We start from the raw sequence: 20,968 nt of genomic DNA on the forward strand, positions 1-20,968 counted from the left end.
CTCAGTGCAGCTTGCGGTACAGCGTGGTGCGGCTGATGCCGAGCCGGCGCGCGGCGGCCGATACGTTGCCACCCGCCTCGGCCAGCACGCGGCGCACCGCCTCGCGTTCGATCTGCGCCAGCGCGTCGTTCGCCAAAGCCGAGGGCGCCGCCGGCCGTGCGATGTCCTCGCGCAGGTCGTCTGGCAGGTGCTCGAAGCTGATCGTGGTTTCGCCTTCGTCGAGCAGGGCGACCGCCACGCGCAGCGCGTTGTGCAACTGGCGCAGGTTGCCGGGCCAGCTGTAGGCCGCAAACGCGCGCAGCACCTCGTCACTGACGCCGATCTCGCGTCCGCCGGACACCTCACGCAGCAGGCGGCTGACCAGTTGCGGCAGATCGTTGCGTTCGCGCAGCGCCGGCAGCTGCAGCGCGAGGCCGTTGATCCGGTAGTACAGGTCTTCGCGGAAGCCGCCGCCCGCCACTTCGTCGCGCAGCCGCCGGTGCGTGGCGCAGATCAGCCGCAGATCCACCGCGATCGTGCGATCGCCGCCCAGCGGGCTCACGCAGCGTTCCTGCAGCACCCTGAGCAGGCGGGCCTGCAAGGCCAGCGGCATGTCGCCGATTTCATCGAGAAACAGCGTGCCGCCATCGGCCTGCTGGATGCGCCCGGCGGCGCCTTCGCGCCGCGCGCCGGTGAAGGCGCCGGGTTCGTATCCGAAGAGTTCCGATTCGATCAGCGATTCCGGGATCGCGGCACAGTTCAGCGCGACGAAGGGGCGATCGCGTCGTGGCCCGGCTTCGTGCAGTGCGCGCGCCAGCATCTCCTTGCCGGCGCCGGATTCGCCCTGGATCAGGATCGGTATGTCGTGTGCCAGCAGCTTGCGTGCGCGCGTAACCAGCGCAGCCATCGTCGCATCGCCAGCGGCGAGTTCGTCGAGGTCCGGCGCATGGCGGCGGGGCAGCGGCGCGGGGCGCGTGCGGGCCGGGCTACTGCTTGGCGCTGGCAGCTCGCCGCGCAGGCGGGCATACACCCGCAGGCCGCCGCGGGCATCGAGCTCATGCAGCGCAGCCGGATGCCGGCGGGCACTATCGAGCAGCCGCGCGAGCGGTTGTTCGAACAACTGTGCAAAGCCGAGTCCGTCTAGCGCGCGCCGGCGCAGGCCGAGGATCGCCAGCGCGGCGGGGTTGGCGCCGAGCACCGCGCCGTCTTCTCGGACCGCGATGACGCCTTCGCCGAGCACGCCGACGTAGTCGACTTCCGGATGGAAGGCGAGCAGCAGGTGGCGCGAGAAATCCGCTTCGAACAGGCGCTGCTCGATCCACTGCGCCGCCATGCGCGCAAGCCCCAGCGTGTGGGGTTGGTAGGCGCGGTAGTCGCCGGAGATGTCGAACACGCCGACGAGCCGGCCGGTGGGGTCGAACAGCGGGGCGGCGCTGCAGGTGAGTTGGGTGTTGTGGGCGAGGAAGTGTTCGCCGCCGACGATCTCCAGCGCGCGCGAGGTGGCCAGCACGGTGCCGATCGCGTTGGTGCCACGCTGTGTTTCGCTCCAGTCCGCGCCGGGGCACAGCGCGACGCGCTCGGCACGCGAGAGGAAGTCTGCATCGCCGAGCGAGCGCAGGATCAGCCCATTGGCGTCTGCGAGGATCAGGGTCGAGGCGCTGTCGCGGATCTGCCGCGCGACGGTGTCGATCACGGGCTGCGCCAGCGCGATCAGCTGGCCGTTGCGCTCATGCGCCTCGCGCAGTCGCGGCTGCGGTACCAGCGCAGGTGGCTTCGGCACGTCCGGCGAGAGCCCAGCAGCGCTGCTGCGTTGCCACGAGGCCAGCACTTCCTCGCCGACCAGCGTATCCGGCCGCTCGCCCTGTACGAAGGCCAGTTCGCGGGCTTGTGCGAGGCGTTGGCGGTGGGCGTCGAGCGTGGCGGGCAGGGGCATCGGATCACCTCGTGGCGGATCTGGGGCAGGCAGCATGGTCGGTCAAGCCTTCGCGCAGCTTACGAGCCGGCGCGCGCACTGCCGCGGCTGCTTTCGGGCTGGCAGCAGATCGCGCCGTGTGGCCGATAGCCGTGTCAGAAAAAGAAGGGGCGACAAGTCGCCCCCGCAAGGGAAGGATGGAGCTTCCCGATTCGAGTTTTCGCCGCGCAACAGTCGCGGCTCTTCCAGCGAGAGTCCGTCGATCGGCGTCGCGAGCGCGGCGAGGTCGGGAGGAGGAGCGCAGCCGTACAAGTGGTACGGCGAGCACCGCAGTCCCGAGATCGCCGGGCGCAGCAGCCGAGCGGCGGATTCTCAGAAGAAGCCCAGGGCCTTGGGGGAGTAGCTGACGAGCAGGTTCTTCGTCTGCTGGTAGTGGTCCAACATCATCTTGTGCGTCTCGCGGCCAATGCCCGATTCCTTGTAGCCGCCGAAGGTCGCGTGCGCCGGATAGGCGTGGTAGCAGTTGGTCCACACCCGGCCGGCCTTGATGCCGCGGCCCATGCGGTAGGCGGTGTTGGCGTCGCGCGTCCACACGCCTGCGCCGAGCCCGTAGACCGTGTCGTTGGCAATTGCGAGCGCCTCCGCCTCGTCCTTGAAGGTGGTCACGGCCACGACCGGGCCGAAGATCTCCTCCTGGAAGATGCGCATCTTGTTGTGGCCGCGGAACATCGTCGGCTGGATGTAGTAGCCCTCTGCCAGCACGCCGCCAAGTTGTGCCCGTTCGCCGCCGATCAGGCAGCTTGCGCCCTCCTGCTTGCCCAGCGCGAGGTAGCTCTGGATTTTGTCCATCTGCATCTGCGAGGCCTGTGCGCCCATCATCGTCGCGGCATCAAGCGGGTTGCCCTGCTTGATCGCGCGCACGCGGGCCAGCACGCGGTCCATGAATTCGTCGTACATCGATTCGTGGATCAGCGCACGCGACGGGCAGGTGCAGACCTCGCCCTGGTTGAAGGCGAACAGCACGAGGCCCTCGATCGCCTTGTCGAGGAAGTCGTCGTCCTGCGCCGCTACGTCGGCGAAGAAGATGTTGGGCGACTTGCCGCCCAGCTCCAGCGTCGCCGGGATCAGGTTGCCGGCGGCAGCCTGCGCGATCACCTTGCCCGTTGCGGTGCTGCCGGTGAACGCGATCTTCGCGATGCGCTTGCTGGTCGCGAGCGGCATGCCGGCTTCACGGCCGAAGCCGTTGACGATGTTGAGCACGCCGGGCGGCAGCAGGTCGGCGATCAGTTCGACCAGTACCAGGATGCTGATCGGCGTCGATTCTGCGGGCTTCAGGACCACGCAGTTGCCGGCGCCCAGCGCCGGCGCGATCTTCCACGCGGCCATCAGGATCGGGAAGTTCCACGGGATGATCTGGCCGACCACACCCAGCGGCTCATGGAAGTGGTAGGCGATGGTGTTCTCGTCGATTTCGCTGATCGAGCCTTCCTGCGCGCGCAGCACGCCGGCGAAGTAGCGGAAGTGATCGACCGCGAGCGGGATGTCGGCGTTGAGCGTCTCGCGGATCGCCTTGCCGTTGTCCACCGTCTCGGCATAGGCGAGGCGCTCGAGGTTGGCCTCGATGCGCTCGGCGATCTTCAGCAGGATGTTCGAACGCTCGGCCGGCGAGGTGCGCCCCCACTTGTCGGCGGCGGCGTGTGCGGCGTCGAGCGCCAGTTCGATGTCCTCGGCGCCGGATCGTGCTGCCTGGCAGAAGGGCTTGCCGGTGATTGGCGTGATGTTGTCGAAGTATTCGCCACGCACCGGGGGCACCCATTTGCCTCCGATGAAGTTGTCGTAACGCTGCTTGAACTGGACGGGCGCGCCAGCTTGGCCGGGCAGTGCGTAGGTCATGGTCTCCTCCTGTTGTAGGTGTGCGGGCGATTGCTTCGCCTCGTGGCGTACCTGTGCAGTGCCCGTGCCAAGCGTTTGGGCGGCGCAGCTCGATCAGCCGGAAACCCATGCCGGGCGGGCATTGCGCCCCGATTGGCCTTGAGTGCGCGTGGAGGGTTTTGGGTGCCGCGGTGTCCAGTAATGGAACACCGCGTGTTCAAAGACTGGACAGCGGCAGCGGTGCGAGCGACGTCCGTTCGCTTTCAGACAGCATGGAAGTCAGGGGAGCGCGGTGCCGGGTCAAACTATTAGCAATGCTAATGATCTGTCTGCATATTTCAGATTGCTAATTCGATGCTGCTTCGGCCGCTATCCTGTTCTCCGCGGTCCTACAAAGGTGCCGCGAGTGCCCACGCAGTCGATACGTCCGCACACCGATCCGGTGCCGGTCAGCGTTGCCGCCTCTCCTTGCTGCCTCGCGCGGCGGCGGGCGTATCGACGGGCCTCGATAACAAGCAGAGCGATCAGGTGCAGCATGAACACCCACGTCATCTTTCAAGGTTTTCTCGTTACCGCCGGTCTGATCATGGCGATTGGCGCGCAGAACGCGCATGTGCTGAAGATGGGCCTCACGCGGCAGCATGTGCTGCCGACGATTCTCGTGTGCGCGCTGTCCGATGCCTTCCTGATCGGGCTCGGCGTGACCGGCATGGGCAAGGTGATCGAACACTTCCCGGTGGCGGTGGAAGTGGCGACCTGGGGTGGTGCTGCGTTCCTGATGTGGTACGGCCTGCGTTCCTTGCGCTCGGCCTTCAGTGCGCACGCACTGACGCCCGCTGACGCGCCGCCGATGCCGCTGAAGCAGGCGATCGTGCTGGTGCTGGGCTTTACCTACCTCAACCCGCACGCCTATCTCGACACGATCGTGCTGATCGGCTCGATCGGCGGGCGTGAGCATGGGCTGGACCGCGTTGGCTTCTGGCTCGGCTGCATTGCGGCGTCGGTCAGCTGGTTCATGCTGCTCGGCTACGGCGCGCGCTGGCTGGCTCCGTTGTTCGCCAAGCCGGCCTCGTGGCGGGTGCTCGATGCGATGATCGGCGTCGGCATGGGGATCATTGCGATCTCGCTGCTGCGCTGACCTGCCGGGGCGCGACGGCACCCCGGCGTTGGCGTCGCATCAGGCCTGCGTCGAGAGCAGGCTGGCGACCCCGGCACTGTTCTGATCGGTGCCGAAGGTGCCGTAAGCGTGCGCCAGTTGCAGGATCTTCATCATCAACTGCGCCTCGCTGTTGGCCTGCGCGTTCGTATTGCTGGTGTCCGACGTCGTGCCGCTGTCGCTGGCCTGCGTCGATTTGTCGTAGGCCATCGCTTCCTTGAAGCTGACCTTGCCGTCACCGTCGCTGTCCGCATCGTCGAAGTTGTTGACGATCTTGTTCAGCAGGTCGGTGCGCTTGCTGTCCTTGCTGCCGATTTCCTCGATCTGGCTGCTCAGCTGATCCTTCGTGAAACCGGTGTCGTCCTTCGGCGGCGGGGGCGGCATGCCGCCGGCAGCACCAGGCCCGCCTGGGCCGCCCATGCGCGAGCTCATCAACTGCTGGTCGAGCTGCGAAGCGAGGTTCTCGATCGCGCTTGAGAATTCGTCCTTCGTGACCTTTCCGTCGCTGTCGCTGTCGAACTGCTTGAAGACCTCGGCCGCGTCGATATTGCTGCTCTTGCCGCGCGCCTTGTCGACCATGCTGAAGGCGGTCGTGAGGTCGTCTTCCGAGATGTAGCCCTGCTGGCGTGTGTCGATCTTCGAAAACAGCGCACTGGCGAACTGGCTGGCGCCGGATGAAATGCCGCTGATGCTCATGGTGTGCTCCTCCGTGTGGGTTGCCGCGCCTGCGATGGGCGGCCGCTGCCGGGCGGGCAGTTATGACCTGTACACGCCAGTTCCACACCAGAATGCAGTCATGGTTATTACCAGATGCGTACGGTCCGGTCGCAGTTCACGCCACGGTTTTGCCGCTGGGTCTCGGGGAAACGAGCGAGGTCAGCGCACGCTGCAGCGGCAAGATCTGCCGCTGCGCCGGCAAGGAAGAGTGGCCCCCGGCAGCGAATGCCGCCGACGGTGTGGATCAGCTAGTCGGCCGTGGTGCCGAACTCCACCGGGATCCGCACGTAGAAGAGCTTGATGCCTTCCTCGCGCAGGCGCGCCATCACGCGATCGGCATCCGCTGGCGAGACGGCCATCGAAACCTCCACCGGCTGGTCGGCGAGTTCGAAGAAGTGCGCGGCGTGGAGCCGCCCCGCGCGGCCAAAGCCTTCGGCCGCGTGCAGCACCGTAGCGCCCGTTACGCCGAGGCGGCGCGCCTCGTCGAGCAACCAGTCGGCGAGCGGGCGGCCGTGATGCTTGCGGTTCTGTTCGGTGTAGAAGTTCAGCAGCACGCCTTGCATGGTGGTCTCCTTACAAGCGTTTGAGCAGCCCGACGCTGGCCATGCCGGCGAGCGTCATCAACAGCGAACCGGCCACGTGGATCGACACCGCGCCGAGCGCCCAGGCGAGCCGCCCCTGCTGCAGCAGGGTGGTAACTTCGGCCGAAAAGGTGGAGAAAGTGGTCAAGCCACCAAGGAAGCCGGTGATCACGAACAGCCGCCATTCGGGGGCGAGGCCCGGCTGATCGGCGAAGAACACGATCGCCACGCCGATCAGATAACCGCCGATCAGATTGGCCGCCAGCGTGCCCGGCGGCACCGTGGGAAACAGCGCGTTGAGCGAGGTGCCGAGCAGCCAGCGCAACACCGCGCCGGCGGCGGCGCCAAGGCTGATCGCAAGAATCGAATACAGCATGGAAGCTCCATCAGGTCAGGCCCTTAGCGCGCGGGCCTTGGGGCGATTGTACTGCCGAGGCGTGCTGATCAAGCTTGCCGGGCGGCGCTGCACGCGGCATACTCCGGCCCCGGTCGGCAGATCACCGAGGCGTCGCCCCCGCAAGGGAAGCTAAACCTGCCACGTACCACACCCTGACGCGCGTCCTGTGCCGCGTCGGAACGGCGACCACCGACACCCCGAATCCGGGGCCGGCACGATGAAAGGATTGATCGTGTCCCGTACTACCCTGCCTTACTACGCCGACGACATCTCGGCACTCGCCCGTTCGCTTGCTCGCCAGCTTGCCGAGATCGACGGGCCACCCGGCCATCTGCAGTTGCTCAACGCACTGTCGCGCGCTACCGGCTATCGCAACTACCAGAGCTATCGCGCGGAACACCGCCACACGGTGCCGACAGCGCGGCCGCAACCGGAAGCACCGCCCCCGCCGAAGGACCAGACGGCGCTGCTGCGCTACTTTGATGCGAGCGGTCGCCTGCTGCGTTGGCCCACCAAAGCCGGCCACCGCTTGCCGTGCGTGCTCGGCGTGTGGGCGCAACTGCCTGCGCGCATTGCGATGAATGAGCGCGACGTGAACGGCTGGATCCAGGCTGCGCTGGGGTTCGAGGACTATGTGCTGATTCGGCGCGAGCTGGTCAATCATGGCCTGCTGGCCCGCACGCCGGATGGCCGCGTCTATCGCCGCGTCGAGCAACCGGTACCGGACGCCCATGCGGCGCTGGTGTCGGATATCTGCCGCCGCGCGCGCCCGCTTGCTCAGGGCGCGTCGGTGTCCTGATCCGATAGCGCCTTGCGCGCTTCTGCGATGGCCTCGATCTGCATCAGCAGGTCGAGGCGGTCGTTCCGCGCCACATCGCGCCAGTCGCGGCCGTCCAGCGCGCCGACCAGCGCCCACAGCAGATTCAGGCTGGCCGGCTGGCCCGCCCGCCGCACATCGTCCCAAGCCCGCACGGCGCCGCGCGCGGTCAGGTCCGCGATCGAGTGAATGCCCGCCGCAGCCAGCATCTCGCGTGAGCGCGGGCCGAGGTTGCGCAAGGCATCAGGCGTGGCGTCGGGCGAAGCAGTGGGTGACATGGCCGCAGTTTAGGCGGCAAATTGCCTTGCTGCCCCGACCGCATTGATCACGCGATGTAAGGTTTGCGGCCGGCCCCCGGTCTGCTCGGGCAGAACCTACTGGAAGCGCCATGCTGCTGATGCTTCGCCAACGCCATTTCGAACGTGTGGTCCGTGCCTATAGCGCGGATCTCTATCGCTTCGCCTTCTGGCTCTGCCGTGACCGCTTCGTTGCCGAGGAGTTGGTGCAGGAGACTTGCACCCGCGCATGGAACGCATGGGAAAGCCTGCGCGACAAGGACAATCCGAAGCCCTGGCTGTTACAGATCCTGCGCAACGAGCATGCACGACTCTACGAGCGCAAGCAGTTCGACTATGCCGACGAGGCGCCGGAAGATCTCGACCTGCCGGCCGAGCATTCGCCGATCGCGCTCTATGAGATGGAACAACTGATCGGCAGCCTGCCCTTGTCGCTGCGCGAACCCTTTCTGCTGCAGACGCTGGGCGGGTTTTCGTGTGCCGAGATCGCGCAGCAACTGGACACCACCGAAGGGGCCATCATGGTCAGGTTGACCCGCGCGCGTCAGGCGTTGCGCGGTTTGCTGGAGGGCACGCCGGCCGATCAGAAAAGAGGACACGCATGAACGCGCCCACTGAAATGAACTGCCTCGCGTACCGGCGCGCGAAACTCGCCGATCCGCAACGCATCTCCGCCGAAGCCCGCGCCCACGAAGCCGGCTGCGACGCTTGCCGCCTGTTTGCGCGCCGCATCGACGCACAGGAGGCGCGAATCGCCCGTGTGCTGGATGTGCCGGTGCCGGAAGGTCTCGACGAGCGCATCCTGCTCGCCGTCAGCGGCCGCCGCCAGATGCCCTGGCGTGCCTGGGCCGTGGCGGCGTCGGTGGTGCTGAGCATCGGGCTTGGTGTTTCGGTGTGGCAGGGGCACGGCCGTTACGACGCGCCGCGTTTTGCGATCGAGCATGTGATGCACGAGCCGGAATCCTTCTCCACCGCGCGCTTGGCCGACCCCGATCAGTTCCGCGCAGTGCTCGCGCATTTCGGCGGCGAGCTGACGCACTCGCTCGGTCATGTGCGCTACATGAAGCTGTGCCCGGGGCCGGAAGGTACCGGCTGGCATGTGGTGCTGGATACCGACAAGGGCATGGTGTCGCTGTTCCTGATTCCGGGTGACAAGGTGCATGTGCCACAGACTGGCACGATGCAGGGCTACCGCGCGCTTGCCGAACCTGCCGGGCGCGGGCATATCGCGATCGTGGCCGAGAACGATGCGGCTGTTGCGGCGATGGCGGCTGCGGTGCGCGACAACGTGCGCTGGAAGATCTGAGGCGCCATGAAAAACGCCCGCGCGGCTTGGCCGGGCGGGCGTTCTGTAGCGCGGGCAGGGCTTCAGGCGGACTTCATCGCACGCGGCCAGCCGCGTTGGGTCCACTCGATGAAGTCGGCCGCAGGCAGCGGGCGTGCGAACAGGAAGCCCTGCATCGCCTTGCAGCCGCGCCGCGCCAATGCAGCGGCCTGCGCTTCGGTTTCAACGCCCTCGGCCACCACGGCGAGCCCCAGTTCCTGCGACATCGCCATCACCGCCGACGTGATCGCGGCATCCGAGCTGTCGCGATCCAGATCCTTGACGAAGGAGCGGTCGATCTTCAGTACATCGATCGGGAAGCGCTTGAGGTAGGCGAGCGACGAATAGCCGGTGCCGAAGTCGTCCACCATCAGCCGCACGCCCATGCGTTTGAGCTCGGCGAGGATCTCGTAGGTGAGTTCCACGTCGCGCATCAGCACGCTCTCGGTCATTTCCAGTTCGAGCCGGTTTGCCGGCAGGCCGGCAGCGGCCAGCGCGCTGCTGACGGCCGACAGCAGTCGCACATGGCGGAAGCTGATGCCCGACAGGTTCACCGCAACGGCATGCGGCGCCACGCCTTGCGCAACCCAGGCTGCCATCTGCTTGCAAGCGGCCTGCAGGCCCCATTCGCCGATCTCGACGATGAGCCCGGTTTCTTCCGCAAGCGGAATGAACTCGCCCGGCGCGAGCAGGCCGCGCTTCGGGTGGCGCCAGCGGATCAGCGCCTCGGCCGCGAGTACGGTGCCTTCCGGCCAGGAAATGACCGGCTGGAAGTGCAACTCGAATTCGCCCTGTTCGAGGGCCTTGCGCATTTCGTTTTCGAGCGCCAGTCGCAATTCGGCGGCGACACGCAGATCCTGCGAGAAGGAACGCACCGCGTCGCGGTTCTCGCGCTTTGCGAGGCTCACCGCCATGTCTGCGCACTTGAGCAGGGCGTCGGCATCGTCGGCATGCTCGGGGAACACGGCGAGGCCGATGCTGGCGGTCAGTGCGACTTCGGTGGCCGATAGCAGGATCGGCTTGCGCACTGCGTCGAGCAGGCGCGCGCTGATCGCTTCGGGTGATTCACCGGCCGGCGCGCCGTCGACGAAGACGACGAACTGGTCGCCGCCGATGCGCGCGACCACCGCGGCGGTGGAGCGGGTGTCTTCGCGGCCGGGCAGGGCTGCGACGGCTTCGGACAGCCGCCGCGCGACGACCTGCAAAACCTGGTCGCCGACGCTCTGGCCGAGGCTTTCGTTGATGCGGCCGAATCGGTCGACATCGACCACCATCGCCGCCACCCAGTGGCGGGCACGCGTGGCGCGACGCAGCGTCTGCTTCAGCAGTTCGCGACAGTACTGGCGGTTGGGTAGCCCGGTGAGGCTGTCGTAGTAGGCGAGGTAGCGGATACGCTTCTCGGCCTCGACCTGTTCGGTGATGTCCTGCGTCGTGCCCTGCAGGCGGGTCACTGCGCCGTCCGATGCGGCGATCGGTTCGGCTTGTTCCAGTACCGTGCGCAGCGCGCCATCGTGCCGCACGATGCGGTATTCAATGCGGAAGGGTTGGCCACGCTTGCCCTGCGAGTAGGCCTCGCGCACGATCGTGCGATCCTGCGGATAGACGCGTTCAAGCACCGCATCCATCGCCGGCGGGAAGGCTACCGGGTCGTCGCCGAAGAGTGCGAAGAACTGCTCCGAGCGCCGCACATAGCCTTCGCGCAGATGCCATTCCCAGCTGCCCAGGCGTGCAATGCGCTGTGCATCGGCCAGGTTGGATTCGCTCTTGGCCAGTTCATCCATCGCGCGCGCCGAGCGCAGCACGTAGAGGATGCGGTGGCGCAGCAGCATCCAGTTGATCGGTTTGGAGATGAAATCGGTCGCGCCGGCCTGGTAGGCCTGTTCGATCGCGCCGGAATCTTCCAGCCCGGTCATCACGATCACCGGCACGCGTTCGCCACCCGGCGTGCGGCGCAGGCGACGCGCGGTCTCGAAGCCGTCGAGCCGCGGCATCATCAGGTCAAGCAGGATCAGTTCGGGCTGCAGCTCGGTAAAGCGTTCGAGTGCTTCAACGCCATCGCTGGCCTCAAAGGGCTCGAATCCGGCGTCCTTGAGCGCGGCCATCGCGATCGAGCGCGTGGTGAGGTCGTCATCGACGACCAGCACACGGGCGCTGGCTATGACCGGCGTCATCGCACACCTTGTGGGGCGCGAGAGCCCGCTTGGGCCGGTTGTTTTGTAATTGGCATCAGGAAGCGAATGGTGGAGCGGGTTCGGGCTGAACTTTACGCGTAGATCATGTGCTTTGCACTATAGCGATGCCAATTGCGTGCGGATTGATCCTGAGTAAGCGTTGGCGAGGCGTTTGTCACATACGCGGGCACAGGCCGGGGAGCCGTTACAATCACGGTTTCCGAATCCAGATTCCGCATCCGCCGTGAGCACGCCCAACGACAAGAACACCCCGGCCGCAGCGCCGGCCGCGAACTTCCTGCGCAACATCATCGAGCGCGACCTCGAAGCCGGCACCTACGCCCATCGCAACTGGGCGGGTTCGCCCGGCGATGCCGCCCATCACGGCGCCGGCCAGCCTGATCCGGCAAAGATCCGCACCCGCTTCCCGCCGGAGCCCAATGGCTATCTGCACATTGGCCATGCCAAGTCGATCTGCTTGAACTTCGGCCTGGCGCGTGATTTCGGCGGTGTCTGCCACATGCGCTTCGACGACACCAACCCGGAGAAGGAAGAGCAGGAATACGTCGACTCGATTCTCGATGCGGTGAAGTGGCTTGGTTTCGGCTGGGAGCAGAACGGCACCAACCACCTGTTCTACGCCAGCAGCTACTTCGAGTTCATGTACCGCGCGGCGGAAGCACTGATCGAGCGGGGCCACGCCTACATTGACCAGCAGACGCCGGACGAGATGCGCGCCAACCGCGGCACGCTGACCGAGCCGGGCAAGAATTCGCCCTGGCGTGATCGCTCGGTCGAAGAGAACTTGCGCCTGTTCCGCGAGATGCGCGCGGGCAAGCACGCCGAAGGCAGCATGATCCTGCGCGCCAAGATCGACATGGCCTCGCCGAACATCAACCTGCGCGACCCGGCGATCTACCGCATCCGCTTTGCCGAGCACCACGCCACCGGCAACGCCTGGTGCATCTACCCGATGTACACCTTCGCGCACCCGATCGAAGACGCGCTCGAACGCATCACGCACTCGATCTGCACGCTGGAGTTCGAAGACCAGCGCCCGTTCTACGACTGGCTGCTCGAACACCTGCGCGACGCAGGCCTGCTTGCCGACCCGCTGCCGAAGCAGTACGAATTCGCGCGGCTGAACCTCACCTACATCATCACCAGCAAGCGCAAGTTGAAGCAGCTGGTGGACGAGAAGATCGTCGATGGCTGGGATGACCCGCGCATGCCCACCATCGTCGGCCTGCGCCGCCGCGGCTACACGCCGCAGAGCCTGCAGATGCTCGCGGAGCGCACGGGTGCGAGCAAGCACAACACCTGGATTGACTATTCGGTGCTCGAAGGCTGCTTGCGTGAAGACCTCGAAGCCAAGGCGCCGCGCGCGATGGCCGCGATCGACCCGCTCAAGCTCAAGCTCACGAACTGGGACGACGTGATCGGCGCCGGCAAGGTCGAACCCTGCTCGGCCCCGGCCCATCCGCACCACCCGGAATTCGGCGAACGCAAGTTCAACCTCACGCCCGAGCTGTGGATCGAGCGCGAGGACTTCGAAGAAGTGCCACCCAAGGGCTTCCGCCGCCTTTTCCCCGGCAACATGGCGCGCCTGAAGTACGGCTTCATCATCGAATGCACCGGCTGCGAGAAGGATGCCGAAGGCAATGTGACGGCCGTGCTGGCCAAGCTGGTGCCGGACACCAAGAGCGGCACGCCGGGCGCCGACAGCATCAAGGTCAAGGGCGTCATCACCTGGGTCTCGGCCTCGGAAGGCGTGGCAACCGAAGTGCGCCTCTACGACCGCCTGTTCACCGAAGCCCAGCCAGACGCTGGCGGCCGCGACTTCCTCGAAGCGCTGAACCCGAACTCCAAGCGCGTGATCACCGCCTACCTAGAACCGGGCCTCGCCGTCGCGCAGCCGGGCGACATCTTCCAGTTCGAACGCCACGGCTACTTTGTTGCCGACCGCAAGGATTCGGTGGTGGGCAAGCCGGTTTTCAACCTGGCGGTTGGGCTGAAGGACAGCTGGGGTAAGTGAGCCCTCGTTGTCTGGTGTGGAGCGGACGATGAGCAATTCGCTGATCGTCCGCCCGCTAAGTGATTCCGATGATCTCGTCGCCCTGACGCACGACGTCATCCGCGCTGGCTATGCCAGTCAGGCGGCGCGGGGGTTGCGTTACTGGGCGACACATCAGTCACCCGAAGATACCGCCGCGCGATTCGCTGCCGGACATGGCCTGGTGGCGGAAGCCAACGGCAGCATCGTTGGCACCATCACCTCTCGGCCGCCGCAGCCTACGTCCGACGTCGAGCGCTACCGCGATCCAAAGGTCTGGACGCTGTGCCAGTTCGCGGTGACGCCCGCCTTCAAGGGGCAGGGTATCGGCCGCGCGCTGCACGCAGTGGCTTTGGCGTTGGCTGTCGAGCACGGCGCCGCCTCGATGATGATCGATACCGCGGCGCCGGCGACCGATCTGATCGATATGTATCGGCGTTGGGGTTACGTCGAGGTCGGCACGCACGACTGGCGGCCCAAGACGAACTATCTCAGTGTGTTGATGCGGCGGGATCTTCTCTAGCGCCTCGTGGGGAGGGCGCCGAGCCGCTGGGTTGGGTGAGGCTCGAGGTTCTCATCGTTCGGCTTGCGATTCGCCGTGTCGCGTTGCGGTCGTTTGTCCGCTGAAGCCGGGTCCCGCCCCGGCGGGCGGGGTACTTTCTTTGTGCGAACAAAGAAAGTACCCAAAGAAAGTCGCCCCGCTTCAACGCCCCTTGCTGCGCAAGGGGTGCCCTGCGCTGCTCGAAGCATCGGGTGGCTGCGGAACTCGGCCCTGCGGGCCTCAGACAGTCCTCGCCACCGCCGCGCTATGCGCGTCGGAACCCGATGCTTCTGTGCTGCTCGGCGTTTTCAGAGGGGGGAAGGAGAAGGCGTCGACGCTCAACCGTTGCGGTCTTACCTTTGGCTGGATGCAGGCCGCAGCTTGGAACCCGGGACGGGCGATTCACGTCTTCGCCGAGGCAGGCCCGGACTCCGCTGCGCGCCATACAGGCTGCCGACTCCGAACAAGGCACACTCGTGAAGTCGCGGATGGTTTCGATGTTCGGATCCCGTTGAGAGCGCCGAGTAGCGGAGCGCGACCGGGAAGAAGGCCGAGGACTGTCTGAGCTCCGAGCGCAGCGAGGGCGAGTTCCGCAGGCCCCCGGTCGTGCGAGCAACGCAGGGAAGTCAGGCACGCAGTGCCTGACCGCGAACGCCGGGCGGCACTCTTTGCTTACTTTCTGGTGCTGTTGCCAGAAAGTAAGACGCCCGCCGGGGGCGGGACCCCGGCCAACGCACGCCTCTCAGACGCCGAGCGCTCAACTCGCGTGACGCGGTTAACTCGACAAGTAAAACGAAACCAACCAATCAATCTCCTGACCCTAACCAAATCCCCGCGCCGCTGGATGCGTTAAAGTGCTGCCCGGTCCGCAGCCGGGCCTGCCGTATCGCCAGCGGAAGCCGGCCTGGGCAGGTTCGAGCCGTCGGCGGTGCGCATGCGCGCCGGGCCGGTGGCGTCGAGTCGTGAAGCGCCGCTGCGGCCGTGCTTCGCGCTGTGTTGAAACCTGGCTGCGCCAGCATAAGCAAGAACATCCCCTCTACCTTTCATGCGAGAACATCCATGACCAAACTTTTCATCGAAGACCTCGACCTCGCCGGCAAGCGCGCCCTGATCCGTGTGGACTTCAATGTGCCGATCAAGAACGGCGTGGTTGAGAGCGACAAGCGCATCCGCGCTGCGCTGCCGACGATCCGCTACGCGCTGGAAAAGGGCGCTTCGGTGGTGCTGATGTCACACCTGGGCCGCCCGAACGGCGCCAAGGTCGCGAAGTACTCGATCGAGCCGGTGGCTGGGCGCCTGCAAGAGCTGCTGGGCAAGCCGGTGAAGTTCGTCAATGACTGCGTCGGCCCGGAAGTCGAAGCCGTTGTGAACGCAATGAAGCCGGGCGACGTGACCCTGGTCGAGAACGTTCGTTTCTACCTGGAAGAAGAAGGCAAGGCGAAGGATGCCGCTGGCAACAGCGTGAAGGCGACGCCGGAAGCCGTGGCTGCTTTCCGCGCCGCGCTGAGCCGCCTGGGCGATGTGTTCATCAACGACGCTTTCGGCACCGCGCACCGCGCGCACTCGTCGATGGTCGGCGTGAACCTGCCGCGCGCGTCGGGCTACCTGCTGAAGAAGGAGCTGGATTTCCTCGGCGAGGCCGTCAACAAGCCGGTGCGCCCGCTGGTCGCGATCATTGGTGGCTCGAAGATCTCGGGCAAGATCGACGTGATCGAAGCGCTGCTGCCGAAGGTCGACAAGCTGCTGATCGGTGGCGGCATGGCCTTCACCTTCTTTAAGGCGCAAGGCCTGGAAGTGGGCAAGTCGCTGTGCGAGAACGACAAGGTTGAACTCGCGAAGGCACTGATCGCGAAGGCCGGCGACAAGCTGGAACTGCCGATCGACACGATGATCACCAAGAAGCTGGACTTCGACGCCCGCACGCTGGATGGCCTGGTTGAAGTTGATTCGACCGCGATCCCGGCCGACCAGGAAGGCGTGGACATCGGCAGCAAGACCGCCGCGCGCTACGCCGAAATCATCCGTGGCGCGAAGACCGTGCTGTGGAACGGCCCGATGGGCGTGTTCGAAATCGACGAGTCGGCCAAGGGCACCTACGCCGTGGCGCACGCACTGGTTGAAGCCACCGCGGGCGGCGCGATCACCATCGTCGGCGGCGGCGACTCGGTTGCTGCAGTCGAGAAGGCCGGTCTGGAAGACAAGGTTTCGCACGTCTCCACCGGTGGCGGCGCATCGCTCGAATTCCTCGAAGGCAAGGCACTGCCGGGCGTGGATGCACTGAGCGACAAGTAATACCCGCACGCGCGACGACACAGCCCGGTGCTCGCAACCGGGGTAGCCGTTGCGTGAGTGGCCTGTTTTACCGACAGGGCGACGGCCGGCGTACCAACGCCGGCCGTTTCTATTGGTGCCAGGCCTTTGCCCGGAGTGGGAAAATGAATCGACTTGGCAGCCTTGACAGTGGTCAGCGTACCGTCAGCGCATTGCGCGACAATGCGGTTTCTGGCTGCATCCCCCGATCGAGAGTATCGCCATGACCAATCATTTGCTGGCCGACGATTCGGCTGATCATTTCTCGCCCTTGGCGCAGGGCTATGTGTTGTTCCGGCCGCGCTATCCGCGGTCGCTCTACGACTACCTGCTGGCCTGGGTGCCGCACCACAAGCTGGCGTGGGACGTCGGGTGTGGCAGCGGGCAGGCGACGCTGGATCTGGCAGAGCGCTTCGACCATGTGGTCGGCACCGACATCAGCGAGGCGCAGATTGCCGCCGCGCCGAGCCATCCGCGCGTTGAATGGCGCGTTGCGCCCGCCGAGGCGAGTGGCCTTGCCGACGCCAGCGTCGACCTGATTACCTGCGCGCAGTCGCTGCACTGGTTCCCGCTTGATGCGTTCTACGCCGAAGCCAATCGCGTGCTTGTGCCGGGCGGCATGATTGCGGCCTGGACCTACGGCACGGTGGAAGTCGACCACGAAGCGATCGACGCGCTGGTGCAGGCGTTCCGCACCGAAACCTTGGGCGCCCTTTGGAACCCCGAACGCGAGCATGTGGATACGCGCTACGCGCGACTCGCCTTTCCATTCGAAGAAATCCAGACCCCGCCCTACACCTTGTCGGTGCAGTGGACGCTGGCGCAACTTCTAGGCTATCTGCGCAGCTGGTCGGCCTGCGGGCGCTATGTGGCGATGTATGGCAGCGACCCGACCGAGGCGCTGACGCAGAAGCTGCTGGCCGTCTGGGGCCATCCGCAGGACACCGTGTCGATCAGCTGGCCGCTGACGCTGCGTATCGGGCGCAAGGCCTGATTTCGGACAGCGGCAGCATTGCTGTCGCTGCGCTCGCGCTGGGCGCGGGTTGAGAGGGAAGGGCACCGGCCATCTGGGGCGATGGCCGTTTCGGCGGCTGTCGGCGGCAAGTGGCCCGCGCAACTCCGGTCAGCAGCCGTTCTCCTTCAGGGCGCGGGCATTCTGTTCAATGTTCGCCGCACGCTTGGCACGTTCGTCCCCATTCCGCAGGGCGTTGCCGCTGGGTGAATTCTCAAGCCGTGTCTGTTCGGCGCGCAGCATCTCGCAGGTGCGCGCGCGTTCGCGTGCGATGGCTTCATCGTCCGGCTTGGTTTTGCGGGTGGTGCTGGTGTGCTCTTCCGGCACTTCGGGCGCGGTAATGCCCTCCGGTTTGCGGATTGGCACCTTCTGCGCCTCGGCGGCCGGGGGCGGCTGGTCGCTGTAGTGCACCTTGCCGTTAGCGTCGGTCCATTTGTACACGCCGGCCTCGGCCGAGGCGGCAACGCAGAGCAGCAGTGCTGGGATGATCCGGCGCATGGTGACTTTCCACAGAAGGGAAAGTCACCATGTTAGTCCGCTCGCGGGCGCGGCGGTAGCAGGCCGGCCATGCGTGCCGGCCCGGCGCTTACCAGACGCGGCAGCGCTTTTCCTTCACCATCGCCTGGCCGGGCTTGCAGGCGAAGGCCTGCTGGAACTCAGGCAGATTCACGGCCACGCCGTTGATGCGGTACTTGCCCGGGGAGTGCGGGTCGGTCATCGCGTGGATGCGCTGCTCTTCCGGCCGCACTTCGCCGCAGGTCCACTGCGCGAAGCCAACGAAGAAGCGCTGTTCCGGCGTGAGGCCGTCGCGTGCTTCCAGCGTCTTGTTCGCGGTTTCGGCCTTCCAGGCAGACCACGCGAGGATCATGCCGCCCAGATCGGCAATGTCTTCGCCCAGCGTGAGGCGGCTGTTGATCTTGATGTCGTCGATCACGACGTACTTGCCGTACTGGTCGACCACGCACTGCGCACGGCTTTCGAAGGCCTTGGCATCGCGCTTGGTCCACCAGTCGCGCAGGCGGCCCTGGGCGTCGAACTTGCGGCCCTCGTCGTCGAAGGCGTGGATCAGCTCATGGCCGATCGTGCCGCCGGTGTTGCCGTAGTTGGGTGCGTCATCGAGCTTCGGGTCGAACAGCGGCGGCTGCAGCACGCCTGCCGGGAAGTTGATGTCGTTCATCTGCGGGTTGTAGTACGCGTTCACCGTGGAAGGCGTCATGTCCCATTCGCCGCGGTCGAGCGGCTTGCCGATCTTGGCGAGCTGGCGCTGGGCTTCGAAGCGGCTGCCGCGCACGACGTTGCCGGCATGGTCTTCACGCGCGACGACGAAGGCGTCGTAATCGCGCCAGCGTTCCGGGTAGCCGATCTTGTTGACGATGCCGCGCAGCTTTTCCTGCGCGCGTGCCTTGGTCTCCGGGCTCATCCAGTCGAGCCCCTCGATGTCCTTGGCCATCGCTTCTTCGATCTGCTGCGTCATGCGCAGTGTTTGGGCTTTCAGCTCGGCGCTGAAGGCGCGGCTGACGAATTCCTGTCCGAGTGCTTCGCCGAGCTGCTGGTCAGCCAGCGCAACGCAGCGCTTCCAGCGCGGCTGTTGTTGCGGCGTGCCGCGCAAGGTTTTGCCGAAGAACGCGAAGTTCTCGTCGACGAAGGGCTTGGAAAGGTGCGGTGCGTATGCGTGCGCGGTGTGCCAGCGCAGGTAGGTCTTCAGCGTGCCGACCGATTCGCGCGCAAGCAGGGCATCGAGGCGGGCATAGAACTTCGGCTCGGTGACGTTGAACTGATTCAGATCGGCATGCTGCAGGCCTGCGAGGTAGGCCGACCAGTCGAAGTGGGGCGTCATCGCCTTGAGGCGGCGGGCGTCCATCTTGTTGAACTGCTTGTGCGGATCACGCAGGTCGACGCGCGACATCGAGGCGCGTGCGAGTTCGGTTTCCACCCGCATCACGGTCGCTGCGTTGCGCGCCGCCGTAGTCGCGTCGTCGCCGAGCAGGCCGAACATCCGCGTGATGTGTTCGACATACTGTTTGCGCAGCGTGCGGTTGCGCGCGTCGTTCTTGAGGTAGTTGTCGCGATCGGGCAGGCCCAGTCCGCCTGCCACCGCGAAGGCGATGACCTGCGTGGCGTCCGCGTAATCCTGTGCAGCGCCAAAACCGAACAGCGGGCTGCTGCCGGGCAGCTCCTGATGCAACTCGGCGAGCAGTGCTGGCAGCTCGCGGGTGCTCTGCAGTGCCGCGATGCGTGAGAGTGTCGGAGCCATCGGCGTCATGCCAGCCGCTTCGACGTGCGCCTCGTCCATACAGGCGGCGAAGTAGTTGCCCAGCTTCTGCTGCAGCGGGGTGTTGCCGTTCTTAGCTTCGGCGAGGCGTTGCAGGATGCCCCACTGGAAGCGCTGGCCGTCCGCCGCCATCTTGCTGTAGACGCTCCAGCGTGCCTGGTCGTCCGGCATCGGGTTGTTCTTGATCCAGTTGCCGCACGCGTACTGGTAGAAGTCTTCGCACGGGTTGGCGGTGCGGTCCATCGCCGTGACGTCGAGGCTGGGCGTGTAGGGCAGGGCGTCGAGCGGGGTTTCCGGGTCAGCGGCGAAGGTGGCGCCGATGGCGGCGACGAGCGCCAGCAACGAAACCGCGGTGCGTGCGGTGAGAGTGGGCATCAAGGGGCTCCGAATGACGAAGCGCCGCGTGCGGGTGCCGGAGGAGGCCGGCACTTGGCGGCGCAGCAAACGCTACGGATTATTCCCGATGCCGGGTGCGCTCATGTTTCACCGTGCGACCGCTTGATACAAACGATCGCCGCAGGGGTGCGCTAGAGCTTCAACTCGCTGGTGTCGCGCGGCGGTAGCTTGGCGAGCAGGCGGGCCAGCGCGGCGCCGGCCTCGCTGGCCATCTTGGTCGGCGGAATGCGCGCAATCTGCGCAAAGCTGCGCCCTTCTGCCAACCACAGCTCGACGATCTTCCAGCCGACGTAATAGGCCTCGCGTTCAAGGCCGGTGTTGCCGTGTCCTTGCGTAAGGCGGCCAACGGTATCGGCATCCTCGCGCGCCAACTGCGGGCGGATCGATTCATAGATCGAACGTTGCATGCCCTCGGCGTCGCGGAACCAGCCGGGAATGAACTCTACGTAGCGCTCGACCCGGGCACCGGGTACTACGGCGCGCGATACATGCATCGCGAGCCCTTCGGAGATTGCGATCGCCGCGACGGATTGCGCGCCGTCGCCATCCAGCGCACCAAGAGCAATGTGCACCGCATGCGTCAGTTCATGTGCGGCGGTAATCGCGCGGTGCTCCGGCGCATCCTCAAGCGGAATCGCGACGCGTACCTCACCACGGTTACCCAAGGTAAATGCATTGCCTTCAAGGAAGCCGACATAGGCAGTGATGCGCAGGTGCAAGGGCTGGTTGAGTTTGAGCAAATCCGCGATCGAACGGACTTGCCGCTCTGGTGACGGGCGCATGCCACCGTAGCCGGCAACGATGCGGTCCATCACAGCAGGGTAGCGAGGCCAAGCGTCTGCCAACATTGCCTGCGCTACCGCTTCGCCTGCTTGCCCAGGCGGCACCGCGCCAAACCCGTAATGGGTGCGCCAAAGCTTCCACCGCTGCGTCTCGGTCACGCCAGGCTTGTTGGCAGCGTTATAGAAATCGATGAAGCGCTCCGACAGGTCATTCACCTGAACTTGCACCTGCTCCGTGCGGGCAGGCTGCGCCTTGTGCGGCTTCTTTGTGCCTGCAAGGGCGCCGTTCGACCAGAGCAGGCCTGAGGCGCAGAGCAACACGGCGATGTGGGCAATAGACTTCGACACGCGGGGTTTCCTTTGGATCAAGCGCGAATCCT

The 20,968-nt window shown here is 65.8% G+C and carries 18 protein-coding genes; 8 read left to right on the plus strand and 10 right to left on the minus strand.

What is annotated here, in order from left to right:
• Window position 1 precedes the first annotated feature (1 nt).
• Window positions 2-1,912, minus strand: coding sequence for a sigma-54-dependent Fis family transcriptional regulator (locus JY500_RS05465; protein WP_206255370.1), 1,911 nt, complete (start codon window positions 1,910-1,912; stop codon window positions 2-4).
• Between the two features lie 351 nt (window positions 1,913-2,263).
• On the minus strand, window positions 2,264-3,784 hold the full coding sequence (gene adh, locus JY500_RS05470; protein WP_206255372.1) for an aldehyde dehydrogenase: 1,521 nt from the start codon (window positions 3,782-3,784) through the stop codon (window positions 2,264-2,266).
• A 514-nt stretch (window positions 3,785-4,298) separates the two neighbouring features.
• Here adh and JY500_RS05475 point away from each other — a divergent pair.
• On the plus strand, window positions 4,299-4,901 hold the full coding sequence (locus JY500_RS05475) for a LysE/ArgO family amino acid transporter (RefSeq protein WP_172203720.1): 603 nt from the start codon (window positions 4,299-4,301) through the stop codon (window positions 4,899-4,901).
• A 39-nt stretch (window positions 4,902-4,940) separates the two neighbouring features.
• Here JY500_RS05475 and JY500_RS05480 read toward each other — a convergent pair whose 3' ends face one another.
• The 3 genes from JY500_RS05480 to crcB form a co-directional block, all read right to left on the minus strand.
• The gene (locus JY500_RS05480) at window positions 4,941-5,615 is read right to left on the minus strand and encodes an EF-hand domain-containing protein (RefSeq protein WP_206255374.1); all 675 of its coding nucleotides are present in this window, start codon (window positions 5,613-5,615) and stop codon (window positions 4,941-4,943) included.
• Between the two features lie 269 nt (window positions 5,616-5,884).
• Window positions 5,885-6,199, minus strand: coding sequence for a DUF190 domain-containing protein (locus JY500_RS05485; protein WP_172203724.1), 315 nt, complete (start codon window positions 6,197-6,199; stop codon window positions 5,885-5,887).
• Window positions 6,200-6,209: 10 nt separating this feature from the next.
• Window positions 6,210-6,593, minus strand: a complete 384-nt coding sequence (gene crcB, locus JY500_RS05490) for a fluoride efflux transporter CrcB (RefSeq protein ID WP_206255376.1) — start codon at window positions 6,591-6,593, stop codon at window positions 6,210-6,212.
• A 253-nt stretch (window positions 6,594-6,846) separates the two neighbouring features.
• Between crcB and JY500_RS05495 the strand changes: the two genes are divergently transcribed.
• The gene (locus JY500_RS05495; protein WP_206255378.1) at window positions 6,847-7,413 is read left to right on the plus strand and encodes a DUF2087 domain-containing protein; all 567 of its coding nucleotides are present in this window, start codon (window positions 6,847-6,849) and stop codon (window positions 7,411-7,413) included.
• Here the strand turns inward: JY500_RS05495 and JY500_RS05500 are convergent.
• Complete coding sequence (locus tag JY500_RS05500; protein WP_206255380.1) at window positions 7,392-7,709, minus strand: TfoX/Sxy family protein; 318 nt, start codon at window positions 7,707-7,709, stop codon at window positions 7,392-7,394. The genes JY500_RS05495 and JY500_RS05500 overlap by 22 nt on opposite strands.
• Window positions 7,710-7,819: 110 nt before the next feature.
• Between JY500_RS05500 and JY500_RS05505 the strand changes: the two genes are divergently transcribed.
• Together JY500_RS05505 and JY500_RS05510 are read left to right on the plus strand one after the other, a co-directional pair.
• The gene (locus JY500_RS05505; RefSeq protein ID WP_172203732.1) at window positions 7,820-8,332 is read left to right on the plus strand and encodes a sigma-70 family RNA polymerase sigma factor; all 513 of its coding nucleotides are present in this window, start codon (window positions 7,820-7,822) and stop codon (window positions 8,330-8,332) included.
• Window positions 8,329-9,033, plus strand: coding sequence for a DUF3379 family protein (locus tag JY500_RS05510; protein ID WP_206255381.1), 705 nt, complete (start codon window positions 8,329-8,331; stop codon window positions 9,031-9,033). Before JY500_RS05505 ends, JY500_RS05510 begins: the two co-directional genes overlap by 4 nt.
• A gap of 62 nt (window positions 9,034-9,095) precedes the next feature.
• Here the strand turns inward: JY500_RS05510 and JY500_RS05515 are convergent, their stop codons facing one another.
• Complete coding sequence (locus tag JY500_RS05515; protein WP_172203736.1) at window positions 9,096-11,222, minus strand: putative bifunctional diguanylate cyclase/phosphodiesterase; 2,127 nt, start codon at window positions 11,220-11,222, stop codon at window positions 9,096-9,098.
• 244 nt (window positions 11,223-11,466) lie between these two features.
• On the opposite strand from JY500_RS05515, the gene JY500_RS05520 reads away from it, so the two are divergent.
• The 4 genes from JY500_RS05520 (at window position 11,467) to JY500_RS05535 (ending at window position 17,120) form a co-directional block, all read left to right on the plus strand.
• Window positions 11,467-13,257, plus strand: a complete 1,791-nt coding sequence (locus JY500_RS05520; protein ID WP_206255383.1) for a glutamine--tRNA ligase/YqeY domain fusion protein — start codon at window positions 11,467-11,469, stop codon at window positions 13,255-13,257.
• 28 nt (window positions 13,258-13,285) lie between these two features.
• A complete protein-coding gene (locus JY500_RS05525; RefSeq protein WP_206255384.1) occupies window positions 13,286-13,798 on the plus strand; it encodes a GNAT family N-acetyltransferase in 513 nt (170 codons plus the stop codon).
• A 1,077-nt stretch (window positions 13,799-14,875) separates the two neighbouring features.
• A complete protein-coding gene (locus tag JY500_RS05530; RefSeq protein WP_206255386.1) occupies window positions 14,876-16,108 on the plus strand; it encodes a phosphoglycerate kinase in 1,233 nt (410 codons plus the stop codon).
• Between the two features lie 241 nt (window positions 16,109-16,349).
• Window positions 16,350-17,120 carry a class I SAM-dependent methyltransferase gene (locus tag JY500_RS05535; protein ID WP_172203744.1) on the plus strand — a complete coding sequence of 257 codons (771 nt, stop codon included), beginning with the start codon at window positions 16,350-16,352 and terminating at the stop codon, window positions 17,118-17,120.
• 129 nt (window positions 17,121-17,249) lie between these two features.
• Here the strand turns inward: JY500_RS05535 and JY500_RS05540 are convergent, their stop codons facing one another.
• The 3 genes from JY500_RS05540 to JY500_RS05550 form a co-directional block, all read right to left on the minus strand.
• Window positions 17,250-17,636, minus strand: coding sequence for a DUF4124 domain-containing protein (locus JY500_RS05540; protein ID WP_206255388.1), 387 nt, complete (start codon window positions 17,634-17,636; stop codon window positions 17,250-17,252).
• 88 nt (window positions 17,637-17,724) lie between these two features.
• On the minus strand, window positions 17,725-19,785 hold the full coding sequence (locus JY500_RS05545) for a M13 family metallopeptidase (RefSeq protein ID WP_206255390.1): 2,061 nt from the start codon (window positions 19,783-19,785) through the stop codon (window positions 17,725-17,727).
• Window positions 19,786-19,937: 152 nt separating this feature from the next.
• Window positions 19,938-20,936, minus strand: a complete 999-nt coding sequence (locus JY500_RS05550; RefSeq protein WP_206255392.1) for a DUF2268 domain-containing putative Zn-dependent protease — start codon at window positions 20,934-20,936, stop codon at window positions 19,938-19,940.
• Between the last annotated feature and the right edge of the window lie 32 nt (window positions 20,937-20,968).

This window comes from Niveibacterium microcysteis (assembly GCF_017161445.1).
GTDB lineage: Bacteria > Pseudomonadota > Gammaproteobacteria > Burkholderiales > Rhodocyclaceae > Niveibacterium > Niveibacterium microcysteis.